General features: G+C 48.7%; 20 protein-coding genes. 19 read left to right on the top strand and 1 reads right to left on the bottom strand.

The features are described 5' to 3' along the window. Positions 1-273: 273 nt before the first annotated feature. The 17 genes from AC0YNZ_RS00410 (at position 274) to AC0YNZ_RS00330 (ending at position 16,039) form a co-directional block, all read left to right on the top strand. Entirely contained in the window at positions 274-1,416 is a 1,143-nt protein-coding gene (locus tag AC0YNZ_RS00410) for a BMP family ABC transporter substrate-binding protein (protein WP_475824787.1), read from the top strand. A 164-nt stretch (positions 1,417-1,580) separates the two neighbouring features. Further along, positions 1,581-3,116 (top strand): ABC transporter ATP-binding protein, encoded by a 1,536-nt coding sequence (locus AC0YNZ_RS00405; RefSeq protein ID WP_475824786.1) that lies wholly within the window; start codon positions 1,581-1,583, stop codon positions 3,114-3,116. Continuing rightward, positions 3,113-4,243, top strand: a complete 1,131-nt coding sequence (locus AC0YNZ_RS00400) for an ABC transporter permease (RefSeq protein WP_475824785.1) — start codon at positions 3,113-3,115, stop codon at positions 4,241-4,243. The genes AC0YNZ_RS00405 and AC0YNZ_RS00400 overlap by 4 nt, the downstream gene beginning before the upstream one ends. Positions 4,244-4,260: 17 nt before the next feature. Continuing rightward, the gene (locus tag AC0YNZ_RS00395) at positions 4,261-5,190 is read left to right on the top strand and encodes an ABC transporter permease (RefSeq protein WP_475824784.1); all 930 of its coding nucleotides are present in this window, start codon (positions 4,261-4,263) and stop codon (positions 5,188-5,190) included. 18 nt (positions 5,191-5,208) lie between these two features. Beyond that, on the top strand, positions 5,209-6,144 hold the full coding sequence (locus AC0YNZ_RS00390) for an FAD binding domain-containing protein (protein WP_475824783.1): 936 nt from the start codon (positions 5,209-5,211) through the stop codon (positions 6,142-6,144). Positions 6,145-6,168: 24 nt separating this feature from the next. After that, on the top strand, positions 6,169-8,445 hold the full coding sequence (gene pucD, locus AC0YNZ_RS00385; RefSeq protein ID WP_475824782.1) for a xanthine dehydrogenase subunit D: 2,277 nt from the start codon (positions 6,169-6,171) through the stop codon (positions 8,443-8,445). A 6-nt stretch (positions 8,446-8,451) separates the two neighbouring features. Continuing rightward, positions 8,452-8,952, top strand: coding sequence for a (2Fe-2S)-binding protein (locus AC0YNZ_RS00380; RefSeq protein WP_475824781.1), 501 nt, complete (start codon positions 8,452-8,454; stop codon positions 8,950-8,952). Continuing rightward, the gene (locus tag AC0YNZ_RS00375) at positions 8,949-9,434 is read left to right on the top strand and encodes a nucleoside deaminase (protein ID WP_475824780.1); all 486 of its coding nucleotides are present in this window, start codon (positions 8,949-8,951) and stop codon (positions 9,432-9,434) included. Before AC0YNZ_RS00380 ends, AC0YNZ_RS00375 begins: the two co-directional genes overlap by 4 nt. Next, complete coding sequence (gene uraD, locus AC0YNZ_RS00370; RefSeq protein ID WP_475824779.1) at positions 9,431-9,931, top strand: 2-oxo-4-hydroxy-4-carboxy-5-ureidoimidazoline decarboxylase; 501 nt, start codon at positions 9,431-9,433, stop codon at positions 9,929-9,931. The genes AC0YNZ_RS00375 and uraD overlap by 4 nt, the downstream gene beginning before the upstream one ends. A gap of 17 nt (positions 9,932-9,948) precedes the next feature. Then, entirely contained in the window at positions 9,949-10,908 is a 960-nt protein-coding gene (gene pucL, locus AC0YNZ_RS00365; RefSeq protein WP_475824778.1) for a factor-independent urate hydroxylase, read from the top strand. Beyond that, on the top strand, positions 10,905-11,288 hold the full coding sequence (gene uraH / locus AC0YNZ_RS00360; protein ID WP_475824777.1) for a hydroxyisourate hydrolase: 384 nt from the start codon (positions 10,905-10,907) through the stop codon (positions 11,286-11,288). The genes pucL and uraH overlap by 4 nt, the downstream gene beginning before the upstream one ends. 71 nt (positions 11,289-11,359) lie before the next feature. Next, complete coding sequence (gene add, locus AC0YNZ_RS00355) at positions 11,360-12,424, top strand: adenosine deaminase (protein WP_475824776.1); 1,065 nt, start codon at positions 11,360-11,362, stop codon at positions 12,422-12,424. 196 nt (positions 12,425-12,620) lie between these two features. Next, a complete protein-coding gene (locus tag AC0YNZ_RS00350; protein ID WP_475824775.1) occupies positions 12,621-13,562 on the top strand; it encodes an ADP-ribosylglycohydrolase family protein in 942 nt (313 codons plus the stop codon). Between the two features lie 73 nt (positions 13,563-13,635). After that, entirely contained in the window at positions 13,636-14,166 is a 531-nt protein-coding gene (locus AC0YNZ_RS00345) for a hypothetical protein (protein ID WP_475824774.1), read from the top strand. An 85-nt stretch (positions 14,167-14,251) separates the two neighbouring features. Beyond that, positions 14,252-14,530, top strand: a complete 279-nt coding sequence (locus AC0YNZ_RS00340) for a hypothetical protein (RefSeq protein WP_475824773.1) — start codon at positions 14,252-14,254, stop codon at positions 14,528-14,530. A gap of 88 nt (positions 14,531-14,618) precedes the next feature. Beyond that, positions 14,619-15,134 (top strand): DUF6886 family protein, encoded by a 516-nt coding sequence (locus AC0YNZ_RS00335; protein WP_475824772.1) that lies wholly within the window; start codon positions 14,619-14,621, stop codon positions 15,132-15,134. A gap of 47 nt (positions 15,135-15,181) precedes the next feature. Continuing rightward, the gene (locus AC0YNZ_RS00330; protein ID WP_475824771.1) at positions 15,182-16,039 is read left to right on the top strand and encodes a DinB family protein; all 858 of its coding nucleotides are present in this window, start codon (positions 15,182-15,184) and stop codon (positions 16,037-16,039) included. Positions 16,040-16,991: 952 nt separating this feature from the next. Here AC0YNZ_RS00330 and AC0YNZ_RS00325 read toward each other — a convergent pair. Continuing rightward, complete coding sequence (locus tag AC0YNZ_RS00325; protein ID WP_475825469.1) at positions 16,992-17,498, bottom strand: metallophosphoesterase family protein; 507 nt, start codon at positions 17,496-17,498, stop codon at positions 16,992-16,994. Between the two features lie 331 nt (positions 17,499-17,829). On the opposite strand from AC0YNZ_RS00325, the gene AC0YNZ_RS00320 reads away from it, so the two are divergent. Both AC0YNZ_RS00320 and glgP read left to right on the top strand, forming a co-directional pair. Next, positions 17,830-18,165 carry a hypothetical protein gene (locus AC0YNZ_RS00320; protein ID WP_475824770.1) on the top strand — a complete coding sequence of 112 codons (336 nt, stop codon included), beginning with the start codon at positions 17,830-17,832 and terminating at the stop codon, positions 18,163-18,165. Between the two features lie 366 nt (positions 18,166-18,531). Next, entirely contained in the window at positions 18,532-20,706 is a 2,175-nt protein-coding gene (glgP, locus tag AC0YNZ_RS00315; RefSeq protein ID WP_475824769.1) for an alpha-glucan family phosphorylase, read from the top strand. Positions 20,707-20,930 lie beyond the last annotated feature (224 nt).

The raw sequence follows: 20,930 nt of genomic DNA, 5'->3' as shown, positions 1-20,930 counted from the left end.
TGTGTGAATATATATAACGCAAAATTATAAATATTTCGTGCATATTGCACAAAAGGTGTAATTCATTTTTATATGTTATATATGTTGACGCGAAATTGACATGGATATATATTGAAGGTACGTTATTGGTCAAAACCAAAACTAGCGAAAGCGACGGACGCCGTTCCAGAACGGCATGCGTAAGCATTTTGCGTGGAGAGATTGGCTGCGTACAAACAGCAAACTTTGCACCTGACCATCTTTCGAGAAAATAGAAAGTCGGGGAGGAACGGAATGAAACAGCACAAAAAAGCATTTTTCGCAGGTTTAGCACTTCTATTATCGGTCGTATTAGTCATCAGCGGTTGTTCCAGCAGCAAGAGGGAAAAGACAGACAAGAATGCAAATGAGGGTGCAGTAAATCAGGCAACGGATGAGCCGGCGAAGCTGCCTCGTGTCGCATTCGTTTATATCGGGCCTCCAGGAGACGGCGGTTGGACATTTGAGCATGACAAGGGCAGATTGTACATGGAGGAGAAGCTGGGCATTAAAGCGGACACGGTCGAGAATGTACCGGAGAGCGCTGATGCCGAACGAATCATTACGGAGCTCGCGCAAAACCACGATATCATTTTTACGACAAGCTTTGGTTATATGGATTACACGCTTAATGTCGCAAAAAAATTCCCTGACGTGAAGTTTCTTCACACCGCCGGTTACAAAACAAATGATAACATGGGCACGTATTTCGGAAAAAACTTCGATGCCAGTTATTTAAGCGGAATTGCAGCAGGAAAAATGACAAAGAAAAACGTGATCGGCTATGTCGGTGCGTTCCCGATTCCTGAAGTCATTTATAACATAAACGCCTTTACGCTAGGCGTGCAAAGCGTCAATCCGGATGCCAAGGTCAGCGTCGTTTGGACAAATACCTGGTATGATCCGACAACCGAACGCCAAGCGGCAGTAAGCCTGCTTGATAAAGGAGCGGACGTATTGCTCGCATATCAGGATTCGCCGGCAACCCTGCAAGCTGCTGCTGAAAGGGGCGCTATGGCAGGGGGCAATGACTCCGATATGACCCGGTTCGCGCCTGACGCATACTTAACGAACCCGATCTGGAACTGGGGCCCTTATTATACGAAGGCCGTTCAATCCGTCATCGACGGCACTTGGAAAGCCGAGCAATATTCAGGCTCGCTCGCTGACGGTATGGTGGATATTGCGCCGCTCGGACCAAGCGTGCCAGGGGATGTGAAAACGCTAGTGAACGATACGAAAGCGAAGCTCATCAGCGGTGAGATTAATGTATTTGCCGGACCGATTTCGGACGCATCCGGCGCAGTTAAGGTGGAGGAAGGCAAAGTATTGACGCTGGATGAAATTTTAGTGATGGATTGGTTCGTAAAAGGGGTAGAGGGTACGATTCCGAAATAAGCGGATATCTAATACGACTAAATCAACAAATCCCTGAATTAAGGGATTTGTTGATTTATTCACACCAATTTCACGAATGAACTTGCTTTTCGAAATGGTTTGCTTCGCAAACCTTAGCTTAGCTTTCGATGTGGTTTGCATCGCAAACCTTTAGGAGGGGTGTTATGAATGAAAGCTATTCGGTAGAAATGCGCCAAATCGTAAAGCAATTCGGTACGGTCGTGGCGAATGATTTCGTTGATTTTCGCGCGAAGCCGGGACAAATTCATGCATTGCTAGGAGAGAACGGTGCAGGCAAAAGCACGATGATGTGCATGCTTTCTGGCGTATATAGGCCGACTAGCGGCGAAATTTTCATTCATGGCGAGCCGGCAAAAATCAGGTCGCCGAAGGATGCCATGCAGCTTGGCGTAGGCATGGTCTTTCAAAACTTCCGTCTCGTTCAAACGTTAACCGCCGCCGAAAATATCGTTCTGGGCGAGAAATCCTCGTTTTGGCGGGGAGCCAAATGGATGAGCAATAAGCAGCAGGAAATCGAAGCGATTGCGGAGCATTTTGGCTTATCGTTCCCGGTAAACCGTCCGATCTGGCAGCTCTCCGTCGGGGAGCAGCAGCGGGTGGAGATTGTTAAGACGCTTTATCGCGGCGCGGATCTTATTATTTTGGATGAGCCGACATCGGTGTTGACGCCAGGCGAGGCGGAGCAGCTGTTCGCAACGCTGCAGCACATGAAGGCGGAGGGGAAGACGGTCATTCTGACTACCCACAAGCTGAAGGAGGTTATGGCCGCATCGGATCATATCTCGGTCATGCGCAAAGGAAAGCTGATTCATTCGATGGGCAAATCAGACACGAATGAGCGCGAGCTTGCCAAGCTGATGGTCGGCAAGGAGCTTGGGGAAAGCCGTCCATTCCTTCCGCGACCACAAGGCAAGCGGTTGCTCGAAGTTCAGCAAGTCGATGTCTATGCGGATCATGGCAGGAAATCGCTTGATCATATCTCGCTTCATGTGAGTGAAGGAGAAATTGTCGGGGTGGCGGGTGTCGCGGGCAACGGGCAGAAGGAGCTAGCCGAGGTGCTTACCGGACTGCGTTCTTGGAAGAAGGGGACGATTTATTTTAACGGAAAAGCATTGAAGAATGGATCGGTGAGGGCGGCCATTGAGTCGGGGATCGCCCATGTGCCTGAGAACCGGATGAAAAGCGGTCTCGCCGGCAGTCTCGGCATCGTTGACAATTTGTTATTCAAATCTTACCGAACGAAGGAACGATCGCGCTTCGGCTTTCTGCGGATCGGTGCGAATCGTTCATGGTCGCAAAGCTTGGTTGAGCAATTTGATGTGAAAACGCCAGGTCTCGATACGCCGGTTCAGCAACTATCCGGAGGGAACCAGCAGAAGCTGTTATTTGCAAGAGAGGTTCATCAAGAGCCGCTGCTCATGGTAGCCGTACATCCGACGCAGGGACTTGATGTCGGAGCAACCGATGGAGTTCATCGTTTAATGGCCGAAATGCGGGACGAAGGCAAAAGTGTTTTGCTTATTTCAGAGGACTTAGACGAGGTCATCCAGCTCTCTGACCGGATTGTTGTCATTTATAACGGTCAAATTGCAGCTGAAGTGACGAGAGAGGAGGCCGATCGGGAGAAGATCGGCATGTATATGGCAGGTCTCCAGGATGCGGAGGAGGAAGCGGGATGAGTGAGCATAAGCCCGTATTAGATAAAGGCGGAACGCTATCAGCCGAGGCTGCACATGAACCTGGCAAATGGAATTGGCGCTCCTATCGCATAGAACTTGATAGTTCAAAGAAAGGCAGCGCTTGGTGGATACCTATCGTATCGGTGCAGTTGGCACTTGTTGTATGCGGCATTTTTATTGCAGCCAACGGCATAAACCCGTTTCCCGTATATAAGAAAATGTTCACGGGTGCCTTCGGCACTTCTTACGGGTTGACTGAAACGCTCGTAAAAATGATCCCGCTGCTGCTATGCGGACTTGGCGTAGCGATTGCTTACCGGATTTCGGTGTGGAATATCGGAGCGGAAGGGCAGTTTGCGGCAGGAGCGATGGCAGCGACTGCGGTGACGATTTATTTTCCGAATATGCCGGGCATCCTCGTTATTCCGGCTATGATCGTCTTCAGTATCGCAGCGGGCGGCATATGGGGGCTGTTAACGGCAATTCCCCGCACCTACTTTCAAGTAAATGAGCTGGTCACTTCACTGATGCTCAATTATGTCGCACTGCTGGCGATGGATTATTTCGTATTCGGCCCTTGGAAGGATCCGAAGGGCATGAATTTCCCGGGAACGCCGATGTTTACGGAAGCGCAGTCGCTGCCCGTTCTGGGCGATACGAGGCTGCATCTCGGTCTATTGTTCGGCCTCATCGCGATTGTTCTCTATGGCTTCTTCATTAAATATACGCGCTGGGGCTATGAGCTTCGGCTGATCGGGGCCAATTCTGAAGCAGCCAAAAATGCGGGCATCCGGATCAGCAGACATATTTTGCTGGTCATGCTCCTCAGCGGGGGATTAGCCGGACTGGCCGGGATGGCCGAGGTATCCGGCGTAACGCACCGTCTGATGTACGGCATTTCGCCAGGTTACGGCTACACCGCCATCATTGTGGCATGGCTCGCCAAACTGCATCCGATCGGGCTTGTCGTATCCTCTTTTTTATTTGGAGGACTTATCGTTGGAGGATACAGCGTACAAACGATAGGCTTGCCTTCCTCAATATCCGAAATGCTGCAGGGCGCTATTTTGTTTTTCCTTATTGCAGGCGGTACGGTCAGTAAATTCCGGCTTCGCAGAATTCGTTGAAAAGGAGCGCATAAACGATGGAAATCGTGTATCAAATGCTGCTGGCCGCCATATCCTCTGGTACACCGCTATTATTCGCAACGCTGGGCGGCATATTGATCGAACGCTCAGGCATCATCCAGCTTGGCGCGGAAGGTCTGATGCTGATGGGAGCCGTTACGGCATGTCTGACATTTCTGCAGACCGGAAGCTTGCCGATAACGCTGCTGGCCGTATGCGGCATAAGTATTTTGCTCGGCGCCGTTCATGCATTTCTAAGCGTTACGCTTCAGGCGAATCAAATCGTATGCGGACTCGCGATGACTCTATTCGGAGCCGGGCTTAGCGCTTACCTGGGCAAGCCGATTAGCGGTCTTCCTGTTCCCGGAGCAGTGCCGAATCTTGATATGCCATGGCTCGAAGCCGTTCCGTTCGCAGGCCGAATCTTTGCCCATCTGGATGTATTGACCTGGTTCAGCTTCCTGCTTGTCATCGGTCTTCATCATTTCATTCATCGTACCTCATGGGGACTTCATCTGCGGGCGATGGGCGACAATCCGGCTACCGCGGATGTCATGGGAATACGCGTTCAAGCGTTTCGGTACGGCTATATCGTTGTCGGCTCGATCCTTATTGGATTGGCAGGGGCGGATTTGCTGCTCGTTTATTCTCCGACTTGGACGGAGGGGATGATTTCGGGACGAGGCTGGATTGCGGTCGCTTTAATTATTTTTGCCAGATGGAATCCGATCCGAGCACTATTATGCGCTTATTTCTTCGGAGCGCTCGACATGCTGGGCTTCCGCATTCAATTGATAGGGAGCGAAATACCGTCCTACTTCTTAAAAATGATTCCTTATATTGTAACGATACTTGTACTTATGTTCCTCGGCTGGCGAAATCGCAATAAGCCATCCGGCTCGCCGGAATCGCTCGGCACGCCTTACGTTAGGGAGCAACGATTTTAACGACAACTGGAGGGGAGCATGATGGGCATGAATGTACAGGAGACCATGTCGTCTCCTCTTGTGTGGCATCCGCAAACGGCTGCGGAAGCATGGATATTGAAACAGAATTTTGGGATAGAGAGCGTATATACATCCGGTGGAACCTTGCTTCGAACGCATTGGGAGTCTGGAGTAGCTGCAATGCCGCAGCATTTGATCGATTTGAGCGCTATTCGCGGTTTGAATGACAGCAGTATCGGCGAGCAAGGCCTGCTCATAGGCGGCCAAATGAGCCTGCAGGCCTGTCGAACGAACGGATATCTGCAGCGTCATTTTCCAATGGTTACCGAGGCGATTCGAACGATTGCAGCGCCATCCATTCGTCAACTAGCTACGATCGGGGGCAATGTTGCCTCCAATATCGGCGATTCGATACCTGCGCTGCTGGTATATGATGCCGAAGTGAACTGGTATGACGGTTCGGCGGAACTTCAGATGCCGTTACCGGAATGGCTGCAGCATGCAAACGATTCGAGCCGGAAAAATGAGCGTTTGCTGCTTAGTTTACGACTTCCTATCCCGGAATCCGAGGGAAATTCCATTAATGATAGTGATGATGAGAAGGATTCGAATGTGAAAATGAAGCGTTTTGGCGCTTACCATAAAGTGGGACGACGCGAAGCGTTCACCCCTTCTGTCGTTACGGCAGCCATCAATGGATCACTTATGAATTCCGGCGTACTGAAGGAAATACGAATAGCGCTCGGAGGAGGACAGACGATCCCTCAGCGGCTTGGACAATTAGAGAAGGAAATAGTCGAAGCGGCCGTGGATGCCCGGCTCCTGCAGCATGTATATGACCGAATTCTTGAGCTTTATGAGCCGCGGGAGGATATGTTCGCATCGGCCGCTTATCGGAAGACGACGGCAGCAAATTTAATCGTTACCGAGCTGTGGAAAGCAGCCAAAGTTTAGACGTGTATAGGGAGGATGAGGCTTATGCTTTTAAACCGCACTAGCAGTGGAGGGCGTTGGCGAATCCGCCCTGACGGTCCGGGTAAGGTGACAGGCAGCTTGGCTTATTTAACGGATATGTCTAAGGAAGATATGCTTTACGGTCTAGTGCTGCGCAGCGAGCATCCGCATGCCCGGATCGTCTCGATTCATACGGATAAGGCGAAGCAACTGCCGGGAGTTCATGCGGTGCTCACGTATGTGGACGTCCCCGGATTAAATGCTTTCGGCATCGCCCACCCGGATCAGCCTGTTTTATGCGAGGACCGGGTGCGGTATGTGGGAGACGCGCTGGCGACAGTGGCAGCGGATAGTATCGCAATTGCCCAGCATGCGATTGAGTTAATTGAAGTCGAATACGATATTTTGCAGGTTGTAGATGATCCCGGGCAGGCGCTTTTGGCGGATGCGCCGCAGCTTCACCCTCGGGGGAATGCGATGCATCGTACAACGTTCAGCAGAGGCGACGTAGAAGAAGGTTTCGCGAAATGCGCGCATATTATAGAAGAAACCTATTATACGCCGCGTCAAATGCACACGTACATGGAAACGGAAGGCGGCTTGTTTGTACCTGAAGACAACGGACGTTTGACGGTCTATTCACCTACACAGCACGGATTCATGGATCGGATGCAGTTATCCCGTATTCTTGCGAAGCCGCAGGAAGAAATCCGAATCGTCTCAAGTCCAATCGGCGGCTCGTTCGGCGGAAAGGACGAATTAAACGTACAGCCTTACGGCGCGCTGCTTGCGATAATTACGGGAAAGCCCATCAAGATGCATAACTCGAGGCAGGAATCCGTAAGGGCAGGCTTAAAGCGGCATCCGATGAAAATTACGATGAGAACAGGCACGGATGCTGCGGGCAAATTGCGGGCTCATCAAGTCACCATCATCTCGGATACCGGCCCCTATTCAACGCTGGGAGCCGAGGTGTTGAACTTTGCGACCGAGCATGTTATCGGTCCTTATAAGTACGAGCATTTGGATGTAAAAGGCGTATCGGTGTTTACGAATAACGGCATGTCCGGCGAATTCCGTGGCTTCGGCGGCAATCAAGCGATCTTCGCGCTGGAAGGACAAATGGACCGGTTGGCTGAAATTCTAGGCTTGGAGCCTTGGGCGTTCCGTCGCCTGAATATGCGTCAGGTAGATGACCCAGGCCCTTTCGATCAACCAATCGCAATGACAGAAGGCGCCGAACAGGTGTGGAGGGCCATTGCGGGATGTCCGTTGTGGCTGGAGAGAGAACGCTTGGAAGCGCCCGGCCAGCAATCCGCCGAGCCTTGGATAAAGACGGGAATCGGCGCCGCCTTTACGATGCACGGTGCCGGGCTAGGCGTCGGCATTCCCGATCCGGCCGGCGGTCGGCTGGAATTGGCGGCAGACGGAAAAATCGAAGCAGTATTCGGCTACGAGGAATTCGGTCAAGGCCTGATTGCGACTTTGGAGCAAATGCTGATCGAGCAGTTCGGTTTAGCCGCGGCAGATATCAGGATCATTATCGGGGACACCGATGTCGTGCCGGATAGCGGTTCAACGACCGCATCGCGCGCAACCGCCATGATGTGGAAATCACTGCAAAGATTGAGGAACCCGTTTACGGAACAAATGCTAAAGAGGGCAGCAGCTTTGACCCTGCGTCCGGCAGAACAGCTGCGGCTTAGCGAAGGCGGTATTCGGGAAAAAACAGGCGCTCCGCTGCTGCTCACGTATGAAGAGCTCGCGAAAGGGGATGGCGCACCGATCCGCTGCGAAACGTCATTTTCGTTTCCTACATCTCCTACAGACCGGGTCGGCGCCCACTTTATGTATACGTACTCAGCCGTTGTCGCTAAGGTAGAGCTCAATACATTAACCGGGCGGGTTCAGGTGCTTCAGCAATATCATGCCGTAGCGGCGGGACCAGTCGTAAATCCGCAGGGCTTCCTCGGACAAATCGAAGGCGGAAGCAGCATGGCGCTTGGTTTTACGCTGATGGAAGATGCGGTTATGGATAAAGGGCATTATATAACGCGAAATTTGGATACGTATCTCGTTCCGACAATAGCCGATCAAAGAGGATTGATAGAGGTAGAACCGATTGAGCATTTGCCGGAAAATGACGACTACGGTCCGCGGGGAATAGGCGAGGTCGGTTCTGTTACGCTCGCACCGGCAATAGCGGCAGCCATTCGGCAGGCAAGCGGCAAATGGGTAACGAAATTGCCGGTTGAGCCAAGCTTTCTGCAGGAAGCGCCATTTTTTCTGACGAAGGGGTGAAAAGGAATGAGTGATAAGGGTGCGGAATCTCATACGCCGTTTGCGCTGCATTGTTTCATTAATGGAGGAGAAAAAACGATCGAGGCGGCACCCTCCACCAGATTGCTCACGATTTTGCGGGAGGATCTGGCGCTTACCGGGACGAAGCGTTCTTGTGAAGTCGGACGATGCGGCGCATGTATGGTGCTGATCGACGGAAAGGCCGTCAATTCCTGCTTAGCGATGGCCTATCAATGCTCTGGAAAACAAATCACGACGATCGAAGGCGTAGCGGTAAGCGGGATGGATCCGATCCAGCAGGCATTTCTGGAGGAAGGCGGCTTTCAATGCGGCTATTGCACGCCGGGCATGGTCATTTCCGTTAAAGCGATGCTGGATGAAAATCCAAATCCATCGGAGGATGAAATAGCTGAGGCATTGTCCGGAAATATATGCCGCTGCACCGGCTATGGCGGAATATGGCGTGCGGTTAAGCGAGCGATTGAAGGGAGGCGTCCTGCGATATGACCGATAAGGATAAGCATTTATTTTATTTATTACGCAGTATTGAAGTGTCGCGAAAGGCCAGAGAAGCAGGGAATACACCCTTTGGAGCAATACTTGTGAGCCCGGATGGCAAGATCGTGCTTGAGCAGGGCAATGTGGAGATTACGGAATCGAACTGTACCGGGCATGCGGAAAGAACGCTGATGGAGGAAGCGTCAAAACGGTACGGTAGAGATGAGCTTTGGCATTTTACGCTTTATACGACGGCGGAACCCTGTGCGATGTGCGCAGGCTCAATCTATTGGGGAAATGTAGGCACAGTCGTTTATGGCATTTCGGAGAAGCGCCTAGCCCAGCTTACAGGTGACGATGAACAAAACCCGACGCTGGATTTGCCCTGCCGCAACGTATTTATGCAGGGCCGCAAGCCAATTCAAGTAATCGGTCCGTTCCCAGAGGTTGAGGAGGCGGCGGTTGCGGCTCATGAGGGGTATTGGAGATGAAGATAACGATTGAAAAGATAAATGAAAGCAGCCGTGAGCAATTCGTCGAGATTTTGGGTGACATTTTTGAGCATTCGCCGTGGGTAGCCGTTTCGGCCTATGGAGCCCGTCCATTCACTTCAGTTGACGCTCTGCATACAGCCATGATCAATGTCGTCCGCGAGTCAAGGGTGGAGACGATCGTCGACTTATTCCGTGCTCATCCCGATCTCGGTACGCGGCTTGCAGTCGCTGAATATTCCGCGCAGGAGCAGCAAGGCGCTGGCCTGAATCAGCTGACGCCTGAAGAATATGAGAGTTTTTACAGTTTGAATCAAACGTATTTGAGGACCTTCGGTTTTCCTTTTATTTTAGCAGTGCGAGGGAAGAAGAAGGAGGATATATTGGAAGCGATGAAAGCAAGAATATGGAACACGGCTAGTGAAGAAGCGGAGCAGGCACTGCTAGAAATCGAAAAAATAACCGGCTTTCGATTAAGAGATCTCATAATAGAGTAGAGAAAGGAAGAAGCATCATGTTAAAATTACGCAGCGGACGTACGCTTTATTATGGTAAAGGGGATGTGCTGAGCTATCGGACATATGCGGCTCCGCTCTCCGTCAAATCGATACCGGAATCGCAATATAAGGGTGATACAAACGTTATTTTTGCTCATAACATTACCTTTTCGGTGAGCAGCGAGGTGCTGCTGACCTCCTTCACGGAAGGGGATAATACGCAGGTCGTAGCTACGGACTCCATGAAAAATTTTATTTTGCGCCAAACGGCGAATTATGAAGGAAGTACGACGGAGGGGCTTCTTGCCTTCATCAGCGAACGGTTTCTTGAGCGTTATCCGCATATCGATGCCATTGAAATTAGCGCTGACCGGCTGCCGTTCAATGCCGTCACTTTAGCGGAAGGAAGCGGCTGGAGCGATAGCCAGCTCGTATTTCGCAGATCGCATAACGAGCATGCCAGCGCCTCTCAAAAATGGTTCCGTACCGCTGATGGAGCAGCACTTGCCGAGCAAGAAAGCGCCTTGTCGCAAATTCAGCTTATTAAGGTTAGCGGCAGCTCCTTCTATGGCTTCGTCCGCGATGAATATACGACTTTGCCTGAAAGCTTTGATCGGCCTTTATTTATATTTTTAGATATCTTTTGGACGTATGAGGACGCAGAGGATGCATTTGACAGCGAGCGAGGCCGTTATGTTCCTTCCGAGCAGGTTCATGATCTTGCTCATACATTGTTTCATTCGGCGAATTCGCCGTCTATCCAATATTTGATCTATCGAATCGGGAAAAGCATCTTAACGAGCTTTCCGCAGCTGGCCGAGATCCGCTTCGAATCAAACAACCGTACATGGGAGACGGTAGTAGAGCCGGACCATTCCGCAGCAGCCGGTGTTTACACGGAGCCGCGTCCTCCTTACGGCTTCCAAGGCTTTACACTCACAAGAGCTGATTTGGAGGAAGGGACGGAATCCCCATGAGCGGACGGATCACGACTCATGTTCTTGATCTTGCCGGCGGTAAACCGGTTGTCGGCATAGCAATCGAGCTTTGGTATCTGGGGGAGAAAGCTGGAAATGCGGAAGATGTGCAAGTGCCGAGGCTGCTAGGTGCGTATCTGACGAATGATGACGGGCGAGTTGATCAGCCATTGCTTGAGGGTGAAGACGTTCATCCGGGTGTGTATGAGCTTATATTCGCGGCTGGCGAATTTTTCAGGCGAACGGAGCATTTGGCAGCCCTCTCAAATAGCTTATTTGATCTGATTCCGATCCGTTTCCAGGTTCGAGACCCGGCGTCGCATTATCATGTTCCGTTATTGGTTGCTCCCGGCGGGTACAGCACGTATCGCGGGAGCTAGACGTGCATATGGATGTATATAAGCTTTAGCGGAGGTGTATGAATAGATATATTACGAGAGGAGATTTGGCGATGAAGTTAGTCAATGAACAATCGGCAGCAGTTAAGGCGTTATTGTCGCAGCTGCCAAAGATCGATTTGCATGTGCATCTGGACGGAAGTGTGAAACCGGAAACGTTATTGGAGCTCGCTAGAGAACAAGGAAGCCCTTTGTCTATAGCTTCGCAAGATGAGCTGCTTGCTCATATGCAAGTCGGAGAGCATTGTGAGAGCTTGAAGGAGTATTTAAGTAAATTCAGCTTTGTTTTGCCTTATTTGCAAACGGGAGCGGCGTTAGAAAGAGTCGCATTCGAGGTGGTTGAGCAAGCTGCTAAGGAGCGGGTGAACTATATTGAAGTGCGATTCGCGCCTCAGCTGCATCGCCTGCAGGGTTTAACGATACACGAGGTTATCCATCATGTCGTAGAGGGCTTGAAGCGCGGCGAGCAGGCGTTCGGAACAGTAGCGAGAGCGATCATTATTTGTTTGCGAAGCCATTCGTATCCATGGAATAAGGACGTTGTTGAAGAAGCGGCGCGATTTTATAAAAAAGGTGTCGTTGCAGTCGATTTGGCCGGGGATGAGGCTTCGTTTCCTGCGCAGCTGTTTCTTCAGCTGTTCGGAGAGGCTCAGACGCTAGGCTTGCCGATTACGATTCATGCGGGAGAAGCCGCAGGTGCGGAAAATGTGCATGTAGCCATCACAGATCTTGGCGCAGTGCGAATCGGTCATGGTGTACGGATGCTGGAGGATCCCGAGGTTGTTGCGCTAGTAAAGGAACGGCAAATACCGCTAGAGATGTGCCCGGTCAGCAACATCCAGACGAAAGCCGTTTCGGACTGGGATTCCTATCCGTTACGTCGCTATTTGGAGCAAGGCATCATCGTTACCGTAAATACGGACAATATGACCGTCTCCGACACGTCGTTACAGAAGGAATATGAGCAGCTGATCGAGCATTGCGGCATCACGCTGGACGAGATCGCTAGAATCATTATGAACGGCGTGAAAGCGGCCTTTTTGGAAGAAGATGAGAAAAAATCGATGATTGCGAGATTTGAAAGTGAATTTGCAGCACTGGGCCTGCGTGTATCATAATCGCATTAAGGTAGTCAACTGGGGGAGGCTTTACGTCTATGATTAGACGTGAAGCCTTTCTTTGTTCACGCTTTTCGAGACACGTCCGAGTTAAGCATAACAATCCATGGCTTGGATTTTGTTTCTTAATGAATTCGGCGTTGTTATACTAGAGGAACGAAAAAAGATTTCACGCCAAAATGGAGGTTATCTGCAGATGACTAAAGTACGTGATGGCATAATTGGCTTATGCGTTGGAGATGCGCTTGGCGTTCCTGTTGAGTTCGAAACACGCGAGGATCTGAAGGGAAAACCATTGACGGATATGATTGGTTACGGCTCGCATTTGCAGCCAGCGGGCACATGGTCGGATGACAGTTCGTTAGTTTTTTGTTTAATGGAAAGCGTTGTTCAATTCCCTCAAATTGATCTGCATGATCTGGCCGACAAGTTTACCAAATGGTTGAATAACGGCTATTGGACGCCTCACGGGTTTACGTTTGACGTGGGTACAGCTACGGCAGAAGCGATTGATAAGTATCAAGACCTCTGTATCCGGCCTGATTTTGCAGGTGGAACAGATGAGTATAGTAATGGAAATGGATCGTTAATGCGTATTTTGCCGCTGGCTTATTTGTTAAAAGAAGAGTCTTTCGAGGATCGGTTAGCGATGGTTACACAGGTTTCCTCTCTCACCCATCGTCATCGAGTATCTATAATCGCTTGTGTTATTTATGTTGAGCTTGCGATTCATTTAATGGATGGCTTGAGTTTGGAGGAAAGCGTTATGAAAATGAGAGAAACGGTTACCAATGCCTTTATAGACGAGGATGAAAAAAATATTAGGCGGTTTGACCGTATACTTAAAGAAGATATTCGTCTGCTTGCGGTTGACGATATTCATTCATCTGGTTATGTCGTACACACGTTGGAAGCGGGCATATGGAGTTTGCTGACAACTCGAAGCTATAGCGAGGCTGTGCTTCGGGCAGTGAACTTGGGCGAGGATACGGATACGACAGGTGCGGTTACAGGTGGACTAGCTGGACTTTATTATGGCATCGATGATATCCCAGAGGGGTGGATCGGTCAGCTAGCAAGACTTGCTGACATAAATGATTTGTGCAAACGATTTGAAGCAGTCATAAGCGATCAGTGAATGACTTAGGGATTACATCGTTATTTTGAGGAAACAACATGAATGACAAAAAGTAGATCAAGGCGGCGATAAAATGGATCACACCATACCAAGAGCAAAAGAGCTTTTTACCTCGTATTACGGGAACTACTTTCAAATGCATCGTGATGGAAAGCTGGAGGAATATAAGAGTTATAACATTTCCAAGGAAGAAGAGTCAGAATGGATCGAGGACTTGATTGCAAAATATACCGGCGAGCTTTCCATTAGGAGCTGGGATGCCGTTATCGGTCTATTGTCCGTAGCTAAAAACTATCCGGACAGCCGAATTCTGGACAACGTTATTTCATTCACTTCCAGGCATGTCATGTCGTCAGACAGCATCGTCAAGCTCATGTATGCTGAGAACATCATCGCGATTATTAAGCTGGTAAGCAATAAATGTACCACCGAGCAGCTTCACCATGCTTATAAAGTAACTGCGCTTATTCTTGAGGATATAATTTCCAAACCGTTAATTATCGACCCGGGCCATGAGCTGAACGAATTTCATTTGAAAGACAAGAGGTCATTAAATAATCGGGCGGCCAAAAGCATTGAAGTCATTAAGGAGATGCTCAATTGAGCTGACTCCATTTTTAACAAGCAGCTGCTTGGCTTATAAAGGAAAAAATGAATATTGAATGGACACGGATAATATGGAGGTCTATATGAAAAAGAAGAATAAAATACTCCTTTTTATCGGCATGGTCATCCTGCTGTTCGCTTTATTTCGATGGAATTCCACTACAACTTTAACTACAGCACTGGTAAAAGTGAATGAGGTAAAAGAAAATGAAATCCTGATACAGGATTTAAGCGGAAACCGCGAAACTGTTCAAATACCAGAGGGCATTTATAAATTAATTGAAGTGAATAGACAATATTGGATTAAATACGAGCACCGGGAATGGGAGAAACCGAAATTGATCTCTATTGAACCGCAATAGGGAAATTGTTCGAGGAAGGCTAATGGCTGCATAAACCGGTGAAAAAGGTCGTTCGGAATATAGAGAAAATGAGGGGGCTATTATAATCATGCTCTATCACTTTAGCGAGGAATCTGCTATCAAACGGTTTAGTCCAAGGCCGCAAAAAGCATACCCGCATTTGCAGCCGGTCGTATTCGCGATTCATGAGGAGAAAGCGGTGCATTACTATTTTCCAAGAAATTGTCCGCGGGTCATTTACTGGAAAGCAGACTGGAGCAGCGAGGAGGATATTCAACGTTTTTTTTCTGACAGCACCGTGAATAAAATAATCGTTGTAGAAAATGATTGGCTTAACCGCATCCGCAACACTCAGCTATATAGATATACATTTGCTGAGGACAGCTTTAAATTGTTGGATGAAGCAAGCACAGCCGGCTACTACATTTCTTATGATGAGGTTGAACCTCTGAGGGTCGAGCGTGTCAGTGATCTTATTGGGCAAATTGTAGAGAATGCGGTCGAATTAAGATTTACTCCGAATCTATATCCGCTAAGAGACCGTATTATCACATCCACGCTCGACTATTCTATCATTCGTTTTCGAAATGCCCAGCCGTTATAGCATGCAATAACAATGAAGCAGATTACCTAGGAATGGGGGCTACGGCGATGAATCTTAAACCTTCAAGGACGTTTCGTTTAGCACTAATATCGAGTTTCTTATTTATTATGAGCGACGTATTCCAGTTTATAAACCTATATATGAATGACGGTCCGGAGGCTCTAGGCTTCTTATACTTTTTAACCGGGATTATTATGCTAGCCCTGTTCATTATTTTAATAGTTGATCTAATCAATATTAATCATAATGTTATCCAAGCCAGATTGATCAGTAAATATGGCAATGTCATTTACGTACTACGATCGGACGGAAAGGTAAAAAAGATTAAAATTGCCGTTCCTGAAATTTTAGAACGATTAGTACCGGAGCAGCAGGTGGAGATCAAGTTATCCTCTCTCGCCCAAATACCTTTGCACATTGTTTCGATCGATAAGCCTTATACGGTTCCGAAGCTCAAAAGCTTTGATCATACCGATTGGGCGAATCATCAGATTAATAAAGCATTGCAAGTAAGCAAAAGTTCCATCGAAAAGCCTTTAAGTCTGCTTGCCCATATACTCGCTGCGGAGAAGGTGTGGCTTACGCGGATTAATGGCGAGAATGCTGCAGCATTATTCATTTGGCCAGAATATACGCTTGAGCAATGCGAGCATGTAAGGGAACAAAATAAAATCGGTTACCAGACCTTGCTTTCACAGCTTAAGGATGCTGATTTCTCTAAAGTAATCTCTTATCAAAACAGTAAGGGAATTGTTTTTAACACAACGATAAACGACATACTGACCCATGTTTTACTTCATGGCAGCTATCACCGCGGACAGATTGCAGCGCTCCTCAGTCAGGCTGGTGAAGCTCCGGTCAATACGGACTATATCGCCTATGTAAGACAACTGGAAATAGAGTGAAGCACGCCTTGTTACTGTGATCCAGTCAACGAATTTTTACTTTTATAATTTTTTTCGAAAAAAATCAATCAAGTGTGAAACAATTTCGCCTTAAGTTACGTTTTATAAAATGTATGAAATGGCTAGATGGCAGGTAAACTTTATTTAAAAATTTCGGCTAAGCCTATTCATTTTTATTAGAATAAAACCGATATAATTCATGGACCCAATTTAGCAGGAAAAATAAAGCTTAGGCCAATGTGCTGGTGCCTCTCACACCGCGGAGTAAAAAAGGTTATGAAATGAATCGATGTTCTTCAGGAATTCGGTCATGATTGATAATACTGGTAGGCTAAGCATTCATTTTTGAAAAAAAGAACCCCAGCTCGTAAAGCTGGGGCCAAGGTTCCTCTGGTGACTCTCAAACACCGGAGGAGTAACAAAGGTTATGAAATGAACTTGATGTTTCAGCATCTCGTTCACAATTCATAATATAAAGGATGTCAGCTTATTTGTCATTGCCTAGAATCTGGATATAAATGCAGGGACAGTCAGCATTATTACTTCTATTCAGTTTATATAATAATATAAAGATTTGAGAAATAGATTCTAAACATATTAATACTTTCCTAATCATTATGTAATAAAACCCTTTATAACCAAATATATAGTTTTTTAATTAATATTAATGTTAAATTTTCTTTAATACAGGCAAACTAAAAAGTTGAAAATGTGCATGATAAAATAATTGAATGGCTGATTCTGTAATTGATGTTTATCTGAAGGTGTAGGCCGCGTTGATACATTAAAATTTTCTCACCTGCATCACACTAATGAGGAACGATATTGGAAAGAAGCAGATTGCAGCGGCAGTCTGCTTTTTCATTGAAGTAACGGGCAGTTATGCGAAACAAAATGCTTCTTTTTTCGTTAATGTAATAAGAAGGGGTGAAACAGCTGGATCATTCAAATCCTACGATTTGTCATTGTAAAAGATATGTTTGGCAGATACTGTTCCACCAGCAAGTTGAAAAATACCGAACGAATACATGGGCTGTTTCCTCTTATCCGTTGGTGACCCTGGATTAAATACCAGCAGGCCATCTGAACGCTTAAGCACTGGAATATGGGAATGGCCATAGATCAGCGCATTCAAATGAACATTCTTGAAGGCTTCTAACGCACGCGCTTCCGTATTTATTCTTTTCCCATCGCCATGTCCATGAACGATACCGATTCTTACACCCTCGAGCTCTAATTGCCTCCGCAATCCAAACTTGCGAATAATGTCTGCTCCATCATTGTTTCCTGCGACACCGTAGACCGGAGCGAATGCGACCAAGGCCTCGTACACGGAAAGGTTCGTCCAATCACCTGCATGAATGATAGCTTTTGCCGTTTTTAACTCGCGAAGCAACCGATCCGGCAGTTTCTTGTTCATTCTGGGCATATGCGTATCAGATACGACGACGATTTTCATCCTCACCGACCTCGATTCCTTGTCTTCATATTCTTCATTCGTATTTCATATTTTCATGAATTAGACCAATAAGACAACAATCAATGCAACAACGAAAAAACCGACCGCTAATGTTTTCTGTCCAATGGAAACCCCAATTTAGTTTTGGCAAGGAATATGAAAATAATCCGGTCATTTCAACATCGTGGTGAATAGGAATTTGAATGTAGTAACGGGCAGAAAAGTGCAGAAAGTACTAGCACCTGACAGGGTACCCTTTCCAGAATGATTATCTTCATATGGTTTATATGGTATCATATGGATAAAAACTTTGCCGAAGGGATGATGCATTTTGGCAATAAAGAAACGTTTTGGTTATGGGTCGTTTTCTTTAGTACTTCTGCTTTCGGGATTCTTAATAAACTGGAATTTTGGGAATGATTTGATTGTAAGCCATTCTCTTTTTAAAATAATCGGACTAGATATATACTCAAACGGAACTGATGGTTTTCATTATACTTTTTTAGCTTCAATACCGTTCTGGTTAGCGGCAGTACTGGTTTCCAAAAAAAAGTACGTAAATGATTTTGGGGCGGTAATGAGTAATAAGATTGGCGAGTTTATGCTTGCTATAAGCGTGATTGTTACGATAATTTTTCTAATACTCCCTATATGGATTAAATTTTAGTGGGAATTACCTCTAACTGAGTTTTACCACGATTACATTAATCGAATTGGAGAGAGCTCAGTTTTGGCGTACTTACGCTAATCCCCCGCAAAAGATCCCCCGATTGCCGATAAACTTCGACGTCAGTCCGCTCAAGATGCTCTATCACAGAACTGGTTCCCGAGTAATCATTTTCCGGTGATGGCGGAAATAAGAATAGAACCAGGGGATCCCTAGGACCGCGGTTGATGCGGCCTGCGGGGTTTACCATACCGTGGCTCCCGCTTGCCATCGGCACGTGTACCACAAACCGGCATATAGTATAGAGGCATTGAGTCAGGCGCTTACAAGACGAAGCGCAATTTTTTGTGAAAATGAGGTGGGATGATGTCAAATGGCGGTGTAGTGTATTTCTCGGCAGAGTTCGGACTTGACGAATCTTTACCGATTTACTCGGGCGGCCTTGGCATATTGGCAGGCGACCATATCAAGGCAGCCGCAGACATGAATGTTCCGCTTACGGGCGTAGGCATATTTTACGGTAAGGGTTACTTCCAGCAGCGCATCAACGAGGGCGGCTCTCAGCAGCATCTGTATCCCAATATCGACCCAGAAGCGAGCTTCTACCCGGTTCGTCTCGTGCGGGATGCCGAAGGGCGGCCTCTCGTCGTCGACGTGATGATGGGCGGCAGGCAGGTATATGCGAAAGCGTGGTCCGTACAGGTGGGCTCAGTTACGCTGTACCTGCTCAATACCGACGTTGAATCGAATAGCGATGCGGACCGCCGCTTGACCGACACACTCTATCCGAGCGACCATGACGTCCGCATAAGCCAGGAGATAATCCTCGGCATCGGCGGTGCGAGACTGCTTGCTGCACTGGGCATCCGTCCGGACGTCTGGCATATGAACGAAGGGCACCCAGCGTTCCTGACGCTCGAGCGCATCCGCATGCTGTCCGCCGAAGGAGTGCTGTTTGAGACGGCACTCGAAGCGGTCAAGGCGAGCACCGTATTTACGACGCACACACCGGTTCCGGCCGGGCATGACGTCTTCTCCATCGACATGATGGACCGTTATTTCGGCGACTATTACTGGCAGCTCGGGACGGACAGGGAGCGGGTGCTGTCACTCGGCCGAGTGGGCGACGCGTTCAACATGACACGGCTTGCTGTCAGCACGTCGTCGAAGGTGAACGGGGTGAGCAAGCTGCATGGCGTGGTGACCCAGGACCTGTTCCACAGGTGGATGCCGCATATTCCGAGACAGGATATTCCAGTCGATTCGGTCACGAACGGCATCCATATCGGGACTTGGCTGTCCACCGGCATGAAGGAGCTGTTCGACCGGCACCTCCCGTCCGACTGGGCCGTCCGCACTGCAGAACCTGACGTATGGGCTGCTGTTCGGGATATCCCGCTCATTGAGCTGTGGGAGGAGCATCAGCGGGCGAAATCTGAGATGGTCCGTGAGTTGGGCCTGCCGCTTGCCTCGTCCGGTGGAGGACCGCTGATCGTAGGATTCGCCAGACGCTTTGCGTCGTATAAGCGGGCACTTCTCATCTTCCGCGACCTAGAGAGGCTCGCGCACATTCTGGGCAATCCGGAGCGCCCCGTGTGCCTGGTTTTCGCGGGAAAGGCGCATCCAGCGGACGGACCGGGACAGGAACTGATCCGCAGAATAGTGGAGCTATCCCGGGAGGAAAGGTTCAAGGGCTGGGTTTACATCGTGGAAAACTATGCGATGGATAAGGCGAAGAAGCTGGTCCAAGGCGTCGACGTTTGGCTCAACACGCCCGTGAAGCCGATGGAAGCGAGCGGTACAAGTGGGCAAAAGGCGGCCATGAACGGCGTAATCAACTGCAGCGTACTGGACGGCTGGTGGGTGGAAGGCTACAACGGGCGGAACGGCTGGGCCATCGAAGGCGCGACGGACGGCGACTTCGAGTACCAGGCGCAGCAGGATAGCGAAGCGCTTTACCGGCTGCTCGAGGAAGAGATTATTCCGCTGTTCTACAAGAGGGGTGATCGCGCGGTCCCGACGGAATGGGTCAACCTGATGAAAGAGTCGATCTGCTCAATCGCGCCCGTCTTCAACACCCACAGAATGGTAAGCGATTACTGGCACAAGTTGTATGTCCCCACGACCGAAAGGGGGAAGCTGTTCGCCGCTGACAATTTCGAGGTTGCATCAAGGGTTGCCGCATACAAGCAATTCATCCGCGACAACTGGTCCGGCGTCTGCGTCAGGAAAGCGGACATTCTAGCCGACCATAGCAGCAGGATCGGGCTGAACAAGACGGCCTTCCGTGCCGAAATTCAACTTGGCGCTATCTGGCACAAGGACGTCCGCGTGGAGGCGGTCGGCTCCGACGGCCATCGTGGCATCTGGAAGGCGAAGCTGGAGCCGGTACAGCAGCAGGCCAAGGGACTGTACGTCTACGAGGGCGCATCACCCGACGTCTCAATCAACATCTGGAAGGCTAACGTGAATGTGCGGGTCACGCCGATCAGCCCAGATTTCACGACTGATTTCGAGATGGAGCTGGCCGCTTGGGGATAACGGAAGAACGGCATATAAGACGGCGGAACCATGAAGGACACCGTCGTCTTACATTCCCGTAATCGGATATCAGAACAAGCTAAAGGTAAGAAGCTAGCAGGCTAGAAATTTCAGTTCCAATAATTCAACCACCGTGATATCCATAAAAAGTTGATTTTGAGAAATATCTGTAAAGAAAAAAAAGAACCGTTTCTTTGGGAAGATAAGGAACGGTTCAACTAATA

The sequence above is a fragment of the Paenibacillus sp. J2L1-98 genome (assembly GCF_056269405.1).
Note: the sequence above shows the minus strand (reverse complement) of the source record. Positions and strands in the feature narration are given on the sequence as shown.